The organism is Aeromicrobium phoceense (genome assembly GCF_013868155.1).
Classification (GTDB): Bacteria; Actinomycetota; Actinomycetes; order Propionibacteriales; family Nocardioidaceae; genus Aeromicrobium; species Aeromicrobium phoceense.
In genome coordinates, this window is sequence record NZ_JACEOG010000001.1 from 2,255,808 (window position 1) to 2,272,780 (window position 16,973).

A 16,973-nucleotide genomic window follows, 5' to 3' on the forward strand; every position below is an offset into this window, starting at 1 on the left:
GTCGTCCCCGCCACCGGGACCGGTGACGGGGACGACACGTGGTGATCAGCGCTGAGCGAGGGTGCCGGGCACCTTTCCGCGGACCTTGGCCTGACCCTGCTTGGCCGCCTTGCGGCTGCCGTCGGGGTAGAGACCGGCCTTGGAGAGTCCGAGCGTCGCCACCGCGAAGGCCGCGGCGTCGCCCATCTCGTTCAACGCGTTGACGTTGACGTTCGTCATGTCGTCACACGCCTGGTGGTAGCACTTGTCGTACGCCACGCCGGCGGTGCCGCCGTAGAGCGCGACCTGCTCGGGCGTCTTGACCCCTTCAGCACCGGTGAACAGGCCACCGGCCGGGATGCCGACCGCGATGAACGGGCCGTAGTCCGACCGTCCGTCGAAGGCCGTGGGCTCGCTGGCCAGACCCTTGCTGTCGAAGTAGTCCGTGAAGACCTTCTCGATCTCACCGGACCCGGCCGGGCCGGGATCCGAGTCGGACCCATCGCCGTCGTACACGAACCGCGCGTAGTTCGGCGAGCCGATCATGTCGAAGTTCAGGTTGGCGTAGATCCGCGACAGCTCGTCCTCGGGGAGGTTGGCGACGTAGTGCTCCGCGCCGAGCAGGCTCAGTTCTTCCGCACCCCAGAAGGCGAAGCGAACAGGACGCTGGAGTCCCTTGTAGACGCCGGTGCTGCTCAGCTGCTTGGCGATCTCGAGGGTCGTGGCTGAGCCGGAGCCGTTGTCGTTGATGCCCGGCCCCTCGGCCACGCTGTCGATGTGTGCACCGACGACGACGACCTGGTCCGGGTTCTTGATCTTCTTCAGCACCGACTGCGGCACGTCCGCGATCACGTTGTAGGTGCTCCGCTCGAGGTCGGACTCGACGTCGGTGGTCAGCGTGCCCGTGGGGGTGCCGGCCGCGACGAACTCCGCGCCCTGCTCGAAGCTGAGGCCCGACACGGGGACGGTCTTCGGCGTGCCGAGGGTGCCGGCGACCACGTCGGTCCGGCCCGGCTGGCCCTCGTTGAAGACGAGCACCGCGTCGTAGCCCGCGGCCACGGCGTTGTCGACCTTCACGGCGAAGTCGCACGTGCCGCGCTGGACGAGCGCGATCGCGTCCTCGGCCGGAGCCGGATCGAAGTCGGCCGCCTCACAGCCCGAGTTGCTGCTCCCCGCCTCGGGGCCCGGTGGGATCTGGACGTCGTTGGTCGGGATGATCGGTCCGGTCACGCTGCCGCTCGAGGAGTACGTGAACACGGAGGTCTCGATCGACTCCCCGCCCACGGTGAGCGTCGCGGGAGTGAGCTCCTGGAAGAACGGGAACGTGAACTCCTGGACCGTGACGTCGTAGCCGGCCTTCTTCAGCTCGCGCGCCACGTGGGCGGCCGAGGCGTCGTAGCCGGGGAGGCCGGACGCCCGGTTCCCGCCGTTCGCGTTCGCGATGGCCTGGAACTGGCGGAGGTGCTTCAGAATGCCGTTGACGGTGACCGCCTTGGTCAGCTTGGTGGCCTGACCTTGGGGTGCCGTCGGGCCGGACTTGGCCACTGCGGGTGACGCGGTGACGAGTCCTGCCGTGAGGATGGCCGCGGATGCGGCGATGACTGCCTTCTTCATGGATCCCCCGATCCTTAAGGGTGTGGAGCAGATAGGCCCTACGTTCACACAGGATCGTCGGGAGCGCTAGGTAACCTCGTGCTGTGACTGAACGCCTCGACCGCGCCCGCCTGCTCGCCGGACACCAGGGCATCGACGCCCTCCTCGTGACCCCGGGGGCCGACCTGCGTTACCTGACCGGCTATGCCGCCAAGCCCCTGGAACGTCTGACCTGCCTCGTGGTGACCCAGCTGGGCTCCCACCTCGTGGTGCCCGGCCTCGAGCGTGCGGCCGCCGAGGCCGCGGGCGTGAGCATGCCGATCGTCACCTGGTCCGAGACCGACGACCCGTACGCGCTCGTGGCCGAGCTGCTCGGGTCGCCCGACGTGGTGGCGGTCGACGACCAGATGTGGGCCTCGCGCGTGTTCGCCCTCCAGGAGGCGCTGCCCGAGTCCGGGTTCGTGCTCGGCGGCGAGCTGGTGTCCGCGCTGCGCACCGTCAAGGAGCCCGCGGAGGTCGACGCGCTGCGCGAGGCCGGTGCCGCGATCGACCGCGTCCATTCCCGCATGGGGGAGTGGCTGCGTCCCGGCCGCACCGAGCGCGAGGTCGGGGCCGACATCGCGCGCGCCATCGTCGAGGAGGGTCACGAGCAGGTCGACTTCGTGATCGTCGGCTCGGGCCCGAACGGCGCGTCGCCCCACCACGAGGTCCCCGACCGGGTCATCGGGGCGGGCGAGCCGGTGGTGGTCGACATCGGTGGCACCACCGCCGCCGGCTACTGCTCGGACTCCACCCGCAACTACGTCGCCGGCGGCGAGCCCGACCCGGGCTACATCGCGATGCTCGCGGTGCTCCAGCGCGCCCAGCAGGTCCAGCGCGAGTACGCGCGTCCGGGCGTCACCGCCGAGTCCGTCGACGCCGTCGGTCGCCAGGTCATCGCGGACGCGGGCTACGGCCACCTGTTCATCCACCGCACCGGCCACGGCATCGGCCAGGAGACCCACGAGGAGCCCTACATCGTCGAGGGGAACACCCTCGAGCTCGAGCCCGGGATGGCGTTCTCCATCGAGCCGGGGATCTACGTCGAGGGCCAGTGGGGTGCCCGCATCGAGGACATCGTGGTCTGCACCGAGGACGGCATCGAGGTCCTCAACGACACTTCGCGCGATCTCGTCCGGCTGTGAGACGGCTCCTCGCGGCCGCCCTCCTCGGCGTCGCGTCGGCGGCGGCCTTCGAGCCGCTCGCGCTCCCGGGCCTGATGGTGGTCACCGTCGCCGGGTACCTGTACCTCGTGCGCACGCTGCGCGACGACTCGGTGGGCCGGGTGCTGGCGGTCGGGTTCGTGTTCGGCCTGGCGTTCATGGGGCCGCTGATCTGGTGGATGAACGCCGTGGACCCGTGGGCCTGGGTGACCCTCGTGGCGATCGAGGCGCTCTTCCTGGCCCTGATCACGTGGGTCTTGCGTGTGGCCGTCTGGGCGCCGTACTGGCCCGTCTGGGCGGCGGCGGTGTGGACCGCGGGCGAGCAGGTCCGCGGCGCGTTCCCGCTGAGCGGGTTCCCGTGGGGGCGCCTCGCGCACACCGCCATCGACACGCCGCTCGAGGGCTGGGTGCGGCTCGTCGCCCTGCCCGCCACGTCGTGGCTGATGGCCCTGCTGGCCGGACTGCTCGTGGTCGCTGTCACCGAGCGACGCGCCCTCGTGCTGGTGGCCGCGATCGCGATCCCGGCCATCGGCGCGGTGCTGCCCATCGGCATCGCCGACGGGGGAGAGACCAAGACCTTGGCGGTCGTCCAGGGCAACACCCCGGGGCCCTTCCTGCAGTGGCCCCGCGCGGCGATCTTCCGCCTCCAGGTGGCCGAGACCGAGCGGATCGACCAGCCGGTCGACGTGGTCATCTGGCCGGAGAACGGGTCCGACCTCGACGTCCGCTCCAACGAGTACGCCCGCGAGGAGGTCATCGCGCTGTCGCGGCGGCTCGGCGCGCCGATCCTGGTGGGCGCGATCCTCGACGGGCCCACCGACGACACCGCCTACAACGCGTCGGTCCTGGTCGACGAGAACGGCCCGAGGGACGACCTGTACCTGAAGCAGTACCCGGTGCCGTACGGCGAGTACGTGCCGTTCCGCGCCCAGCTGGGCTCGCTCGTGCCGCGGTTCGACCGCGACATCCCGCGCGACATCGTGGCCGGCGACGAGGCGGGCGCGATGACGCTCGACGGCCTCACGATCGGGCTGACGATCTGCTGGGACATCGCCTACGACGGCGCGGTGCACGGCGCCGTCGACCTCGGCGCCGAGGTGCTGGCCGTGCAGACCAGCAACGCCAGCTTCATGGACTTCGGGCGCGGCGTGCAGCCGCAGCAGCAGTGGGCGATCTCCCGCCTGCGCGCGATCGAGACGGGACGCTGGGTGACCGTCGCGTCCACCAACGGCATCTCGGGGATCGTCGATCCTCACGGCCGCGTGGAGGGCAGGGCGCCGGTCAAGGAGCCCGCCACCGTGGTCGCCGAGGTGCAGGCCGCGCACGGCACGACGCCCGCCACGCGCCGGGGATCTGGATGGACCATGGTGATCTACGTCATGTCCGTGGCAGGATGGGCCCTCGGTAAATGGAAGTTACGAACGGAGCGGCCGTGAAGACGCTGGTCATCATCCCGACCTACAACGAGGCGGACAACGTCGGCTGGATCACCGACCGGGTCCTGGAGCAGCAGCCCGAGGTCGAGATCCTGGTCGCCGACGACAACTCGCCCGACGGCACCGGTGAGATCGCCGACAAGCTGGCCGAGGCCGACCCCCGCGTGCACGTCCTGCACCGGCAGGGCAAGGAGGGCCTCGGCGCCGCCTACCGTGCCGGGTTCGCGTGGGGCCTCGAGCGTGACTACGACGTCCTCGTGGAGATGGACGCCGACGGCTCCCACCGTCCCGAGGACCTCGGCAAGCTGCTCGACTCGGCGCGCGCCGGTGCGCCGCTCACGCTCGGCTCGCGCTGGGTGCCCGGCGGCTCGGTGGTGAACTGGCCCAAGCGTCGCGAGGCCCTCTCGCGCGGGGCGTCGCTGTACGCCCGACTGATGCTCGACCTCGGCGTCAGGGACGCCACCGCCGGCTTCCGGGCCTTCCGCCGCGAGACGCTCGAAGCGATCGACCTCGACGCCGTGGAGTCGCAGGGCTACTGCTTCCAGATCGACATGACCCGTCAGACCCGTCTAGCCGGGCTCGAGGTCGCCGAGGTGCCCATCACCTTCGTCGAGCGGGTGCACGGTCAGTCGAAGATGAGCCTCGACATCGTGAAAGAGGCCCTCACACGGGTCACCGTGTGGGGCCTCCAGCGGATGAATCCGTTCAGGCGCTGACGGACTTCTTCCGCGACTTGCTCTTGCGGTGCAGGTGCGGCGGGCCGATCTCGCCACCGCGCAGCATCTCCAGCCGCTCGGTGAGGATCTCCTCCAGCTCTTCTTCCGAACGCCGCTCGAGGAGCATGTCCCAGTGCGTGCGCACGGGCTTCTCCTCCTTGCGGTCCGGCTCGGCGCCGCCGACGCGACGTCCCATCTGGCCGGTCTTCGGGTCTTCCCACTCGGCCGGAACCTCGGCCTCTTCCGACATCGTCACCGTGAACGTGTGGCCGTCGGCGCACACGTATTCGATCTGCTGCCGCGGTGCCATCTCGACTCCGCGCTCGTCCTCGAAGCTCTGGGCTCCCAGCCGCGCTCCGCGCAGGGCTCGTTCTGCCATGGTCGGTCCCCCTTCAGGTGGTGTCCGTCCATTCCAACGTACGCCAGATCCGTGAGATTCCCCTGAGAGCGAGGTTTCGACCCGTCAGCGCGTGAGGCTCCTCGCACGGTCCTCGATGTGTGCGGGCACCCGCAGCAGCAGGGCCAGACCCACGGCCAGGATGATCATGATGCCGAAGATCCCCCAGCGGTCGGTGGTGGTGCCCAGCAGGAGGTTGCCGGCCCAGATCGTCAGCGCGAACGCCAGCGGAGCCATGAACGACACGGCACGGCCGGTCATCGCGTACAGCCCGAAGTTCTGGCCTTCGCGGCCCGGCACGGTGATGCGGGTCAGGTAGGTGCGCGAGGCCGACTGGGCGGGGCCGACGAACAGGCACAGGCCGAGACCGAAGATCCAGAACATCCGGGGACCCTCGACGAACAGCAGGATGACGCCGCACACGAGCATCGAGGCGAGCGAGAACACGATCACCGCGCGCGGCCCGATGCGGTCGTCGTAGCGTCCCGCGAGCAGGGCGCCGGCCGCGGAGATGACGTTGGCGGCGACGCCGAACAGGATCACGTCGTCCTTCGTGATGCCGTACACGGACACCGCGAGCACGGCGCCGTACGCGAACACCCCGGCCAGGCCGTCGCGGAAGAAGGCGCTGGCGATGAGGAACTTCAGGGTGTCGCGGTCGTCGCGCCACATGGTGGTCACGTCGTTCCAGATTCCGCGGTAGGAGTCGAGGATGCCGACCTTGGGGGAGTCCTCGTTCGCGGTGGCGGGCAGCTCGGGGACCTTCAGGAACAGCGGGATGGCGAAGACCAGGAACCACACGGCAGCGACGAGGGCGATGACGCGGATGTTCAGCCCGTTCTCCGACGAGACGCCGAAGATCCCGCGGGTGTCGCCGTCGCCGGTGACGAAGCCGAAGTAGCAGATGAGCAGCAGGACGATGCCGCCGAAGTACCCCAAGGCCCAGCCGAATCCGGAGACCCGCCCGACGTCGTCCGGCGTGGACACCTGGCGCATCATCGCGAAGTACGGGACCTGGGTGAGCTCGAAGATCACCGAGCCCGCGGCCATGAGCGTGAGGCCGAGCCACAGGAAGTGCCAGTCGTTCTCGACGAAGAACAGCGACGCGGTGATGACGACGACCGCGAGGGTGAGCCAGAAGAGGCTCTTCTTGCGCGCGCCGCCGGCATCGGTCCGGCGGCCGAGCGCGGGCGCGATCACGGCGATCAGCACGGCCCCGGCCGCGCTCGACAGTCCGAGCCAGGTGGCCGCCCGGAAGGGACCGGGGACGTCGTCGCCGACGCCGTCGACCAGGTAGACCGAGAAGATGAAGGTGACGATCACCGCGTTGAACGCCGCCGAGCCCCAGTCCCAGAGCCCCCAGGCGACGACACGACCCCGGTCGCGCCGGGTGGCCACGATCTCGTCGCTCATGCGGGCTCCTTCCACTGGCCGCGCTCCTGGAGCACCTGCCTGAGCAGGTCGGTGCGGTCGGTCATGATCCCGTCGACGCCGAGGTCGGCGAGTCGGTGCATCTCGGCGGGCTCGTCGACCGTCCACACGTGCACGAACTTGCCGGCGCGGTGGGCCCGGCGCAGGAATCGCGGTGTCATTACGCGGGCACGGCCGTGGCGGACCGGCACCTGGAAGATCAGCGGGGCCGCCGGGACGCGCCCCGTGAGCACCATCTGGGCGACCTCCCGCGAGGACGCCGACGTGACGACGTGGGGGAGCCGCGCCCGCATCCGCACGAGACGGGCGTGCGAGAAGGACGCGAGGCAGATGCGGTCGAGGATGCCGAGCCGCTCGACGAGGTCCGTGGTGGCGTCCACCGCGTCGTCGGCCTTGACGTCGATGTTCCAGCGCGCCTCGGGGAGCGCCTCGACGAGGGTCTGCAGCCGCACGATCGGCTCACGGTCGCCGAGCAGGGCCTCGTCGATCTCGGCCGACGTCAGGTCGGCGAGCGCGGTGTCCCGGCCGAGCAGCCGGTCGAGCTTCGCGTCGTGGCACGCGTACACGACACCGTCGCGGCTGCAGCGCACGTCGGTCTCCATGTAGCGGTAGCCGAGGTCGTAGGCGTGGGTGAACGCGGCGAGCGAGTTCTCGATCCCGAGGTTCTCCTCGACGGTGGCGCCCCCGCGGTGCGCGAAGGCGATCGGCGGGGCCGGCTCGAGGTACGGCGGTGTCCTCACGCGACCAACCTAGGGCACCTGTGACGGTGGAGGAGGCAGGTGCGCGCAACCCGTCAGATGTCGCGGAAGGTCTCGATCTCGGCGCCGAGGGCGTTGAGTCGCAGCGCCAGGTCCTCGTAGCCGCGGTTGATGACGTAGACGCTCCGCAGCACCGACGTGCCCTTGGCGGCGAGCATCGCGATGAGGATGACCACCGCGGGTCGCAGCGCGGGCGGGCACACCAGCTCGGCACCGCTCCAGTGGGTGGGTCCGTCGATCAGCACGCGGTGCGGGTCGAGCAGCTTGACCTTGCCGCCGAGCTTGTTCAGCTCGGTCAGGTAGATCGCGCGGTTCTCGTAGACCCAGTCGTGCAGCATCGTCTGGCCCTCGGCGGTCGCCGCGATGACGGCGAAGAAGGGCAGGTTGTCGATGTTGAGGCCGGGGAACGGCATCGGGTGGATCTTGTCGATCGGGGCCCGCAGCGTGGACGGGTAGGTCGTGATGTCGACGAGCCGCGTCTGGCCGTTCTCGGCGAGGTACTCGGCGGAGCGGTCGTAGGCGAAGCCCATCTCCTCGAGCAGGGCGAGTTCGATCTCCATGAACTCGATCGGCACGCGCCGCACGGTGATCTCCGAGCCGGTGACGATTGCCGCGGTGATCAGGCTCATCGCCTCGATCGGGTCCTCGCTGGGCGCGTACTCGACGTCGCCGCGGATGTCGCGCTTGCCGGTGACGCGCAGCGTGGTGGTGCCGATGCCCTCGATCTGGACGCCGAGCCGCTCCAGGAAGAAGCACAGGTCCTGGACCATGTAGTTCGGGCTGGCGTTGCGGATGACGGTGGTGCCCTCGTAGCGCGCCGCGGCCAGCAAAGCGTTCTCGGTGACGGTGTCACCGCGCTCGGTGAGCACGATCGGCCGCTCCGGGGAGACGCCACGTGCGGCGGAGGCGTGGTAGCTGCCCTCGGTGGCCAGGACCTTGAGACCGAACGGCCGTAGGGCGGTCATGTGCGGCTCGACGGTGCGGGTACCGAGGTCGCAGCCGCCCGCGTAGGGGAGCTCGAACTCGTCGACCCGGTGCATCAGCGGGCCGAGGAACATGATGATGCTGCGGGTGCGACGGGCCGCGTCGGCGTCCATCCGGGCGAGGTCGAGGCGCTCGGGGACGACGAGCTGGAGGTCGTTCTGCTCGTTGAGCCAGGTGGTGCGGACGCCGATCGACTCCAGCACCTCGAGCAGGCGGTTGACCTCCTCGATGCGGGCGACCTTGCGCAGCACGGTGGTGCCGGTGTTCAGCAGGGCCGCGCACAGCAGCGCGACGCCGGCGTTCTTGCTCGACTTCACGTCGATGCTGCCCGAGAGGGTGGTGCCGCCCTTGACGCGCAGGTGGCTCGGGCCGGCGACCGGCGCGACGCTCACGAGCTCGGAGTCGAGGGCCGACCCGATGCGGGCCAAGGTGTCCAGCGTGAGGTTCTGCTGGCCCTTCTCGATGCGGTTGATGGCACTCTGGCTGGTCTTCAGCTCGGTGGCCAGCTGTGCCTGGGTGAGGCCGGAGTGCTGGCGCGCGTCGCGGATCAGGGTGCCGATCCGGGCGAGGTAGGAGTCGCTCTGGGTCATATGCTCCAGCGTATATCAGTTGTGAGATAAAGCCAGTCTGGCCAAGGTGAGTGTCGACACGGTGTGAGTGTCGACACCGCGCCGATCAGCGCGTCAGGGCGCCGTCCTGGGGGAGCCGCTGGAGGTCGGCGACGCCTCCGTGGCCCTCCACGTGGGTCCAGTAGATCCCGTACGCGACCTCGGAGATCGTGCAGTCGTGGATGGGGAAGGCGGTGCGTGGCGCCACCGCGCGCAGGAACTCCACGGTCTCACTGACCTTCGCCCACGGCGCCGACAGCGGGAGCGCGAGGATGTCGACGCCGCTCGGTCGGTACTCGTACGTGTCGCCGGGATGGAACAGCGTCGGCTCGCCCTCGGCCGCGACGAGGACGCCGACGTTCCCGACCCGGGGGAGCGCGGGCAGGATCTCGGCGTGACGCGAGCCCACGCCGGTGAGGGTGAGCCCGCCGACCTCGAAGGGCACATCGGCGCCCGTGGGCTCGAAGCCGTCCAGCTCGGCGGCCGTCTCCGGCTCGGCCAGCAGCCTCGCCCGCGGGTTCGCCGCGACGAGATCGCCGATCCGGTCGCGGTCGACGTGGTCGGCGTGCTGGTGCGTGACGACGACGGCGTCGAGGTCCGTCAGCGCGAAGGTGGCCGGGACGCTGAAGGCGCCCGGGTCGATGAGGATGCGGGTCCCGGCGGCCTCGACGAGGACGGCGGCGTGCCCGAAACGGGTGACGTCCATGTCCGTCATCGTGCCACGATGGGCGCATGGACGACCGCGAGATCCTGACCTGGCACACCTACGGCACGGCGGTCCGCGAGCTGGCGCAGTCGGTGGCCGACTCCGGCTTCGCGCCCGACATCGTCCTGGGCATCGCCCGCGGCGGGCTGATCCCGGCCGGCTCCGTGGCCTACGCGCTGGACTGCAAGAACCTGTTCACGATGAACGTCGAGTTCTACACCGGGGTCGGCACCACGCGCGACGAGCCCACGCTGCTGCCGCCCTTCCTCGACCTCGCCGAGCTGAACGACCTGTCCGTGCTGGTGGTCGACGACGTGGCGGACAGCGGGAAGACCCTCGAGCTCGTGGCGCGCGTCTGCTCGGAGCATGCAGGGGAGGTGCGCTCGGCGGTCATCTACGAGAAGCCGCGCACGATCCTCGCGCCCGACTACGCCTGGAGACGCACCGACAAGTGGATCAACTTCCCGTGGTCGAGCGAGCCCGTCATCACGTCGCGCACCGGCGTGCTGGACGCCTGAGGCGCTGGTGAGCCTCGACCGCGTCGCCGGGACCATGCGCGACGTCGCCACGCGGATGGCCGTGCCCGGCCTCGTCTGGGCCACGATCTCCGGCCCGCGCCAGACCGTCCAGATCGGGTCCGCGGGACCGCTCGGCCACGACACGATCTTCCGCATCGCCTCGATCACGAAGCCGATCGTCGGCGTGCTGGCCCTGCGGCTCGTGGACGAGGGCGTCTTCGCCCTCGACGACGCGATCGACGCCTGGCTGCCGGAGTTCGCGGACCGTCGCGTCCTGCGGGAGCGCGGAGGGGCCCTCACCGACACCGTGCCGGCCGCTCGGCCGACCACCGTGCGAGACGTCCTGGCGATGGGATCCGGGCTCGGCTGGGACATGAAGGCGGCGCCGGACGACCCCCTCGCGCGGGAGTTCGACGCGCGCGAGCTCGGTTCGGGCTGGGAGCCTCCCGTGGTGCGCCCGGACCGCTGGGCCGAGCTGGCGGGCGCGCTGCCGATGGCGCACCAGCCGGGGGAGGGCTGGATGTACCAGTACTCCTACGACGTCCTCACGGTGCTCATCGAGAGGGCCACCCGGCGGCGGCTCGATCTCCTGCTGCGGGACAAGGTCTTCGCGCCCCTCGACATGGACCACACGGGCTACGCGGTGCCGATGAACGACGTCGACCGGGTGCCGTCGGCCTGGTTCCCGAACCGGCGGGGCGACTTCGTGGAGGTGGCTCCCACCGGCGACCCGAGGCTCATGAACGTCCCGGTGTTCCGGTCGGGCGCCACCGGGCTGCTCTCGAGCGCCGGCGACCTGGCGAAGTTCGCGCAGATGCTCCTGCGCGAGGGCCGCGGGCCTCGGGGACGGGTCATCTCGCGGGCGTCGTTCGCGGCGCTCACCACCGACTCCGTGGTCGAGCCGGCTCGCGCCATGGCCCGGGAGTTCCTCGAGCCGAACCTCACCTGGGGGCTCGGGGTGGGTGTGGACCTCGGCTCGCGGTACCCCGGCCCGCACGCGGGCCGCTTCGGCTGGGACGGCGGCACCGGCACCAGCCTGTGGGTCGATCCGGTGTCGGGCGTCGGAGGCGTCCTGCTCACGAGGCAGGGCCTGGGCACGCCGGAGCCTCCGGAGTACCTCGAGGCGTTCTGGGGCGCCGTGCACGCGTGACACGCTGCCGAGTGGAACACGTGTTCGGGAAAACCGCGTAATGTGGAGGCATGTGGTTCCAAGGATCCCTGCTCGACGGTGACGCGGGCGTGCGTGTCGGCCCGCCCGATCGCGTGCAGCGCCACCCACTGTCCGACGGTGCCTGGGTCGACACGCTGCCCGGATGGGTGAGCGGCTCGGACGAGCTGTTCGAGACGCTGCGCACGGAGGTGCCCTGGCGCGAGGAGCGGCGTGAGATGTACGAGCGCGTCGTCGACGTTCCCCGGCTGCTCTGCTTCTACGGCCCCCGGCGCCCGCTGCCCCATCCCGCGCTGGAGGAGGCGCGCGACGCACTGTCCGCGCACTACGCGGACGAGCTCGGCGAGCCCTTCGTGACGGCCGGCCTGTGCTTCTACCGCGACGGGAACGACTCGGTCGCCTGGCACGGCGACCGCATCGGCCGCAGCCGCACCGAGGACACGATGGTGGCCATCCTGTCCCTCGGTGCCGAGCGCAAGCTCAGCCTCCGGCCCGCCGGGGGAGGCCCGCAGACCGGTTTCAGCCTCGGCCACGGCGACCTCTCGGTCATGGGCGGCAGCTGTCAGCGCACGTGGGAGCACGCGATCCTCAAGACCGCGCGTGCCGTGGGACCCAGGATCAGCGTGCAGTTCCGCGTCGCCGGCGTTCTCTGACCAGCTCGAGCGCGTCGGTCGACCACAGCGCCCACACCACGAGCACCGGCTGGAAGAACAGCCGGGCCAGACGGGCCCGGTCGCTGTCGAGACCGAAGGCGTCCACGCCGTTCAGGTACTGCGAGACGTTGCCCGGGAAGACGGCGACGAAGAACGCGGCGGCCACCAGCCCGATCACCCGGCGGTGCCGGGGGACCGCCATCAGCGCGGCGCCCAGGGCGATCTCCACGACGCCGGACACCACGACCACGAACTCCTCGTCGAGGGGGATGCTGTTCGGCACCTGCGCGTCGAACTCGTCGCGGGCGAAGGTCAGGTGGCCGATGCCGGCGAACGCCAGCATGCCGCCGAGCAGGATCCGGCCGATCGTCTTCATGCCCCGACGCTAGGTCAGTCGCCGAAGATGCGCTCGTAGAGGACGTGGTCGTGCCACGTCCCCGCCAGGCGCAGGTAGTCGCGCGCCACACCGAAGCGCACGAAGCCATTCTTCTCCAGGACGCGCTGGCTGGAGTGGTTGTCCAGGCGCGTGCCGGCCTCGATCCGGTGCAGGCCGAGCCGCACGAACGCCAGCTGCACGATCTCGTCGACGGCGGCGCTGGCCAGCCCCTGGCCCTGGTGCGCCTCGTCGACGTAGTAGCCCAGCACGCCCTTCATCGAGGGGCCGCGGACGATCTCGTTGAGGTTGACCCGGCCCACCACGGAGTCGTCGGGGCCGAGGATCACCCGGGGGAACGACACGCCCTCCTCGTACCGGCGGAGCGCGTCCTGGATGATCGCGCGCTGTCCCTTCTCGGTGAAGTAGACCTCGGGACGCTTCGGCTCCAGCGCGGCCATGGCGCGGCGATTGCGGCGCAGGACGTCGGCGAGCGCCTCGGCGTCGGTCGTGGCGACGAGTCGGGTGACGGCCATGGCGAAATCATGGCAGGCACGGGCCGGGGGGCGTCGGAGGTTTGACGCGACTCCCATATCGTGTTTCGATAACATCGACAAACGATATGAAGCGAGGTCTTCCATGAAAGCGCCCTTCGGCACCGCCACCCGTTCGGACCTGTGGCTCGCCGTGGCCCTCGCGGCCGCGGTCATCGTGGGCACGGCGATCGACGCGGCGCGCCGGGTCGTGGAGATCCTGCCGAATCGCGACGTCCCGGTCGAGGTCTACTTCGAGAGCCAGCAGCAGGCGATCGCGATCACCGGGTTGTCGGAGCCCGTGCGCGTCGACCTGGACCATGCCACGATCCGCGTCTCGGACCTGGCACCGGCCAGCTACGTCTCGGCGATCGCCGCCGTGGTCGTCCCGGCCCTGGCCGTCATCGGCGTCATGGTGTGCATCTCCTGGCTGTGCCGCAACCTCGCCGGGAGCGTGTTCTTCAGCCGGACCAACACCCGACTGGTCACCGCGACGTCATTGCTGATCGTCGGTGGCTGGATGCTGAGCTCCCTGGCCAGGACCATGGCCAGCAACGGAGCGCTGGCCACGGTCTCGCCCGAGGCGGCCGACGTCTCCGTGACGATGCAGTTCTCCCTGATGTACCTCTTCATCGCGATCATCGTGGGCAGCCTGGCCGCGGCGTTCCACGCGGGGGAGCGGATGCAGCGGGACGCGGAGGGTCTGGTCTGATGCCACCGGAGGACGACGAGCACCGGGTGCACTGCCGGCTCGACGAGCTGCTGGCGGACCGGGGGATGACCCTCACGCGGCTGGCCGAGATCGTCGGCGTCACGGTGGTCAATCTGTCGGTGCTGAAGAACGACCGCGCCCGCGCGATCCGGTTCACCACCCTCACCGCGATCTGTGAGGCTCTCGACTGCGAGATCGGGGACCTGCTCGTCATCGCGGAATGATTGGCGCCGCGCAGCGTTGACCCCGACATGAAGAACATCGGCTTCCTGTCGTTCGGACACTGGTCAGACTCGCCCCAGTCGGCGACCCGCTCGGCCCGGGACACGCTCCTGCAGTCGATCGACCTCGCCGTCGCAGCCGAGGAGCTGGGCGCCGACGGTGCCTACTTCCGCGTGCACCACTTCGCCCGCCAGCTGGCCTCGCCCTTCCCGCTGCTCGCCGCCGCGGCCGCGCGCACGAGCCGCATCGAGCTGGGCACCGGCGTCATCGACATGCGGTACGAGAACCCGCTGTACTTCGCCGAGAACGCCGCCGCCGCCGACCTCATCTCCGGCGGCAGGCTCCAGCTGGGCATCAGCCGGGGATCACCGGAGCAGGTCGTCGCCGGCTACCGGTACTTCGGCTTCGAGCCGCCCGAGGGCATGAGCGACGCCGACATGGCCCGCGGCCACACGCAGGTGCTCATGGAGGTGCTCAAGGGGGAAGGCTTCGCCGAGCCGAACCCGCGGCCGATGTTCCCGAACCCTCCGGGCCCGCTCCCGTTGGAGCCGCACTCGCCGGGGCTGCGCGACCGCATCTGGTGGGGCGCCGGCTCGCGCGCGACCGCCGAGTGGACCGCCGAGCAGGGCATGAACCTGATGAGCTCGACGCTGCTCACCGAGGACACGGGCGTGCCGTTCCACCAGCTCCAGGCCGAGCAGATCCAGCGCTTCCGCGACGCGTGGAAGGCGGCCGGTCACGAGCGCGAGCCCCGCGTCTCGGTCAGCCGCAGCATCTTCCCGCTGGTGTCCGACCGCGACCGGGCCTACTTCGGGCACGAGTCGCGCAGCACCGACCAGGTCGGCTTCCTCGACGGCGGCTCGGCGCGCTTCGGGCGCTCCTACGCGGCCGAGCCCGACGTGCTGGTGAAGGAGCTCGCCGAGGACGAGGCGATCGCGGCCGCCGACACGCTGCTGCTCACCGTCCCGAACCAGCTCGGGGTGGACTACAACGCCCACGTGATCGAGAGCCTGCTGACGCACGTGGCTCCCGCACTGGGCTGGCGCTGATCGCGACCCGGGTCGATGCTGTCCTCATGAGCACGCTCGACGTCCCGACGATCATCGCCGCCGGCCTGGATGACTGGCGCCCCCTCGTCCACAGCCTGCACGCCCGGTTCCGCACCGGCGACTTCGCGCAGGGCCTGGAGTTCGTCGTGGACATCGGTGCCGCGGCCGAGGCGGCGAACCACCACCCGGACGTGAAGCTCACCTACACGCACGTCGACATCACGCTGATCAGTCACGACTCCGGCGGGATCACCGACCGCGACCTCGACCTCGCGCGCACGATCAGCGACCTGGCGGGGGAGCGGGGGTTCGAGTCCGATCCGGCGCGCCTGACCACCGTCGAGATCGCGCTCAACGCCCAGGACAAGGACGCGATCGGCCCGTTCTGGGCCGCGATGCTGACCGGCGACGCGAACGCCTACGACGGCGAGCAGGTCACCGACGACACGGGCCAGGTGCCGCTGCTGTGGTTCCAGCCCACCGAGGAGCGCACCGAGGTCCCGCCGATGTGCTTCCACCTCGACGTCTGGATCCCGGTGGGCCAGCTGCCGTCCCGGATCGAGGCCGGCGTGGCCGCGGGCGGGCGCGTCTTCGACGACTCCGAGTCGCCGTCCTTCGTCGTGCTGGAGGACGTCGAGGGCAACAAGGCCTGCCTCTGCACCGTGATGGACCGTGGTTGACGGGACCTGATCAGGAGGAGCCGAACTCCAGCGACGCCGCGCGCGCCTGCAGCCAGGCCCGCTCGAGGTCGTTGCCCGCGAGCTCGGCCGCCGCGATGAACTGGCCGCGTGCCTCGGCGGTGCGGCCGAGCCTCAGCAGCAGATCGGCGCGCGTGCTGGCGACGAGGTGGCTGCGCGCGAGCGTGCCCTCGGCGTCGATCCGGTCGATCTCGGCCAGCGCGGGCTCCAGGCCGCCCTCGGTCATCGAGAGCGCCGCGGCGCGGTTGAGCCGGACGACGGGTCCAGGGACGAGCGCGGCGAGCGCGTCGTAGAGCACCAGGATCCGCTCCCAGTCCGTGGCGGCGAACGACGGCGCCGTGGCGTGGCACGCGGCGATGGCGGCCTGCAGCGCGTAGGGGCCCCGGCCGCGACCCAGGCCGTCGACCCGCTCGAGCGCCTCGACGCCGCGGGCGATCTGCGACCGGTCCCAGAGCCGGCGGTCCTGGTGGGCCAGCGTCACCGGGTCCCCGTGGCGGTCCGTGCGAGCTGCAAAGCGCGACGACTGCAGCTCCATCAGCGCGACCAGCCCGTGGATCTCGGGCTCGCGGGGCAGCAGACGGCTGACGACGCGGCCGAGGCGCAGCGCCTCCTGGGCGAGGTCGCGGCGGACCCAGCGGTCGCCGGCGCTCGCGGCGTAGCCCTCGGTGTAGAGCAGGTAGATCACGGTGAGCACCGCCGAGAGCCGGGTGGACCACTCGGTGTGGTCGGGCACCTCGAACGGCACGCGGGCCTCGCTGAGGGTCCGCTTGGCGCGGACGATGCGCTGCTGGACCGCCGGGACGGTGGACAGCAGCAGGCGCGCGATCTCCGTGGTGGAGAGTCCGGCCACGACGCGCAGGGTCAGCGCGACCTGGGCCTCCCGGGCGAGCACGGGGTGACAGGCGGTGAAGACGAGGCGCAGCAGGTCGTCCTCGATCGGCTCCCACGCCGCGTCGTCCTCCTGGTCGAGCTGGTGGGCCATCGTCCGATGACGCTCGTCGAGCGCCGCCCTGCGCCGCCAGCCGTCGACTGCCCGGCGCCGGGCCACCGTGGTGAGCCACGCGCCGGGGTTGCGGGGCACGCCCGACTCGGGCCAGACGCGCAGCGCCTCGGCGACGGCGTCCTGGGCCAGGTCCTCGGCCTCGGAGAGATCGCCGGTCACGCGAGCCAGGGTGGCGACGACCCGCGGGCCCTCGATGCGCCAGACGGCATCGAGGGTCGCGGCGAGATCGTCCAT

19 protein-coding genes are annotated in these 16,973 nt (G+C 70.8%); 10 read left to right on the forward strand and 9 right to left on the reverse strand.

Annotated elements, in window-relative coordinates:
* Positions 1–45: 45 nt before the first annotated feature.
* Positions 46–1,593, reverse strand: a complete 1,548-nt coding sequence (locus H1W00_RS10870) for a M28 family metallopeptidase (protein ID WP_181755716.1) — start codon at positions 1,591–1,593, stop codon at positions 46–48.
* An 83-nt stretch (positions 1,594–1,676) separates the two neighbouring features.
* Between H1W00_RS10870 and H1W00_RS17080 the strand changes: the two genes are divergently transcribed.
* Genes H1W00_RS17080 through H1W00_RS10885 form a run of 3 tightly spaced genes read left to right on the forward strand, consistent with a single transcriptional unit; the run spans position 1,677 to position 4,926 of the window.
* On the forward strand, positions 1,677–2,756 hold the full coding sequence (locus H1W00_RS17080; protein ID WP_181755717.1) for a M24 family metallopeptidase: 1,080 nt from the start codon (positions 1,677–1,679) through the stop codon (positions 2,754–2,756).
* Positions 2,753–4,210, forward strand: a complete 1,458-nt coding sequence (gene lnt, locus H1W00_RS10880) for an apolipoprotein N-acyltransferase (RefSeq protein ID WP_181755718.1) — start codon at positions 2,753–2,755, stop codon at positions 4,208–4,210. Before H1W00_RS17080 ends, lnt begins: the two co-directional genes overlap by 4 nt.
* Positions 4,183–4,926: a polyprenol monophosphomannose synthase gene (locus H1W00_RS10885; RefSeq protein WP_181755719.1), complete on the forward strand. Its 744-nt coding sequence runs from the start codon at positions 4,183–4,185 to the stop codon at positions 4,924–4,926. The genes lnt and H1W00_RS10885 overlap by 28 nt, the downstream gene beginning before the upstream one ends.
* Here the strand turns inward: H1W00_RS10885 and H1W00_RS10890 are convergent.
* The 5 genes from H1W00_RS10890 to H1W00_RS10910 form a co-directional block, all read right to left on the reverse strand.
* Positions 4,916–5,305: an RNA polymerase-binding protein RbpA gene (locus H1W00_RS10890; RefSeq protein WP_181755720.1), complete on the reverse strand. Its 390-nt coding sequence runs from the start codon at positions 5,303–5,305 to the stop codon at positions 4,916–4,918. The genes H1W00_RS10885 and H1W00_RS10890 overlap by 11 nt on opposite strands.
* A gap of 84 nt (positions 5,306–5,389) precedes the next feature.
* Complete coding sequence (locus H1W00_RS10895; RefSeq protein WP_181755721.1) at positions 5,390–6,736, reverse strand: MFS transporter; 1,347 nt, start codon at positions 6,734–6,736, stop codon at positions 5,390–5,392.
* Positions 6,733–7,494: a glycerophosphodiester phosphodiesterase family protein gene (locus H1W00_RS10900; RefSeq protein WP_181755722.1), complete on the reverse strand. Its 762-nt coding sequence runs from the start codon at positions 7,492–7,494 to the stop codon at positions 6,733–6,735. Before H1W00_RS10900 ends, H1W00_RS10895 begins: the two co-directional genes overlap by 4 nt.
* A gap of 53 nt (positions 7,495–7,547) precedes the next feature.
* The gene (locus H1W00_RS10905; protein WP_181755723.1) at positions 7,548–9,086 is read right to left on the reverse strand and encodes a UDP-N-acetylglucosamine 1-carboxyvinyltransferase; all 1,539 of its coding nucleotides are present in this window, start codon (positions 9,084–9,086) and stop codon (positions 7,548–7,550) included.
* Positions 9,087–9,171: 85 nt separating this feature from the next.
* Positions 9,172–9,810: an MBL fold metallo-hydrolase gene (locus H1W00_RS10910; RefSeq protein ID WP_181755724.1), complete on the reverse strand. Its 639-nt coding sequence runs from the start codon at positions 9,808–9,810 to the stop codon at positions 9,172–9,174.
* Between the two features lie 26 nt (positions 9,811–9,836).
* Between H1W00_RS10910 and H1W00_RS10915 the strand changes: the two genes are divergently transcribed.
* From H1W00_RS10915 to H1W00_RS10925, 3 genes are read left to right on the forward strand one after another with little or no spacing between them, the layout of a single operon-like run.
* Complete coding sequence (locus H1W00_RS10915) at positions 9,837–10,328, forward strand: phosphoribosyltransferase (protein ID WP_181755725.1); 492 nt, start codon at positions 9,837–9,839, stop codon at positions 10,326–10,328.
* 7 nt (positions 10,329–10,335) lie between these two features.
* On the forward strand, positions 10,336–11,478 hold the full coding sequence (locus tag H1W00_RS10920) for a serine hydrolase (protein ID WP_181755726.1): 1,143 nt from the start codon (positions 10,336–10,338) through the stop codon (positions 11,476–11,478).
* A 50-nt stretch (positions 11,479–11,528) separates the two neighbouring features.
* On the forward strand, positions 11,529–12,149 hold the full coding sequence (locus H1W00_RS10925; protein ID WP_181755727.1) for an alpha-ketoglutarate-dependent dioxygenase AlkB: 621 nt from the start codon (positions 11,529–11,531) through the stop codon (positions 12,147–12,149).
* On the opposite strand, the gene H1W00_RS10930 is transcribed toward H1W00_RS10925, so the two are convergent.
* Both H1W00_RS10930 and H1W00_RS10935 read right to left on the reverse strand, forming a co-directional pair.
* Positions 12,115–12,525 (reverse strand): DoxX family protein, encoded by a 411-nt coding sequence (locus H1W00_RS10930; protein WP_181755728.1) that lies wholly within the window; start codon positions 12,523–12,525, stop codon positions 12,115–12,117. The genes H1W00_RS10925 and H1W00_RS10930 overlap by 35 nt on opposite strands.
* Positions 12,526–12,539: 14 nt before the next feature.
* A complete protein-coding gene (locus H1W00_RS10935; RefSeq protein ID WP_181755729.1) occupies positions 12,540–13,058 on the reverse strand; it encodes a GNAT family N-acetyltransferase in 519 nt (172 codons plus the stop codon).
* Positions 13,059–13,161: 103 nt separating this feature from the next.
* On the opposite strand from H1W00_RS10935, the gene H1W00_RS10940 reads away from it, so the two are divergent.
* Genes H1W00_RS10940 through H1W00_RS10955 form a run of 4 tightly spaced genes read left to right on the forward strand, consistent with a single transcriptional unit; the run spans position 13,162 to position 15,718 of the window.
* Positions 13,162–13,767 carry a DUF2975 domain-containing protein gene (locus tag H1W00_RS10940; protein WP_181755730.1) on the forward strand — a complete coding sequence of 202 codons (606 nt, stop codon included), beginning with the start codon at positions 13,162–13,164 and terminating at the stop codon, positions 13,765–13,767.
* Positions 13,767–13,991 carry a helix-turn-helix domain-containing protein gene (locus H1W00_RS10945; RefSeq protein ID WP_181755731.1) on the forward strand — a complete coding sequence of 75 codons (225 nt, stop codon included), beginning with the start codon at positions 13,767–13,769 and terminating at the stop codon, positions 13,989–13,991. Before H1W00_RS10940 ends, H1W00_RS10945 begins: the two co-directional genes overlap by 1 nt.
* A gap of 27 nt (positions 13,992–14,018) precedes the next feature.
* The gene (locus tag H1W00_RS10950; RefSeq protein WP_181755732.1) at positions 14,019–15,038 is read left to right on the forward strand and encodes an LLM class flavin-dependent oxidoreductase; all 1,020 of its coding nucleotides are present in this window, start codon (positions 14,019–14,021) and stop codon (positions 15,036–15,038) included.
* A 26-nt stretch (positions 15,039–15,064) separates the two neighbouring features.
* Positions 15,065–15,718 carry a 4a-hydroxytetrahydrobiopterin dehydratase gene (locus tag H1W00_RS10955; protein WP_181755733.1) on the forward strand — a complete coding sequence of 218 codons (654 nt, stop codon included), beginning with the start codon at positions 15,065–15,067 and terminating at the stop codon, positions 15,716–15,718.
* Positions 15,719–15,728: 10 nt separating this feature from the next.
* Here the strand turns inward: H1W00_RS10955 and H1W00_RS10960 are convergent, their stop codons facing one another.
* Complete coding sequence (locus H1W00_RS10960; protein ID WP_181755734.1) at positions 15,729–16,973, reverse strand: RNA polymerase sigma factor; 1,245 nt, start codon at positions 16,971–16,973, stop codon at positions 15,729–15,731.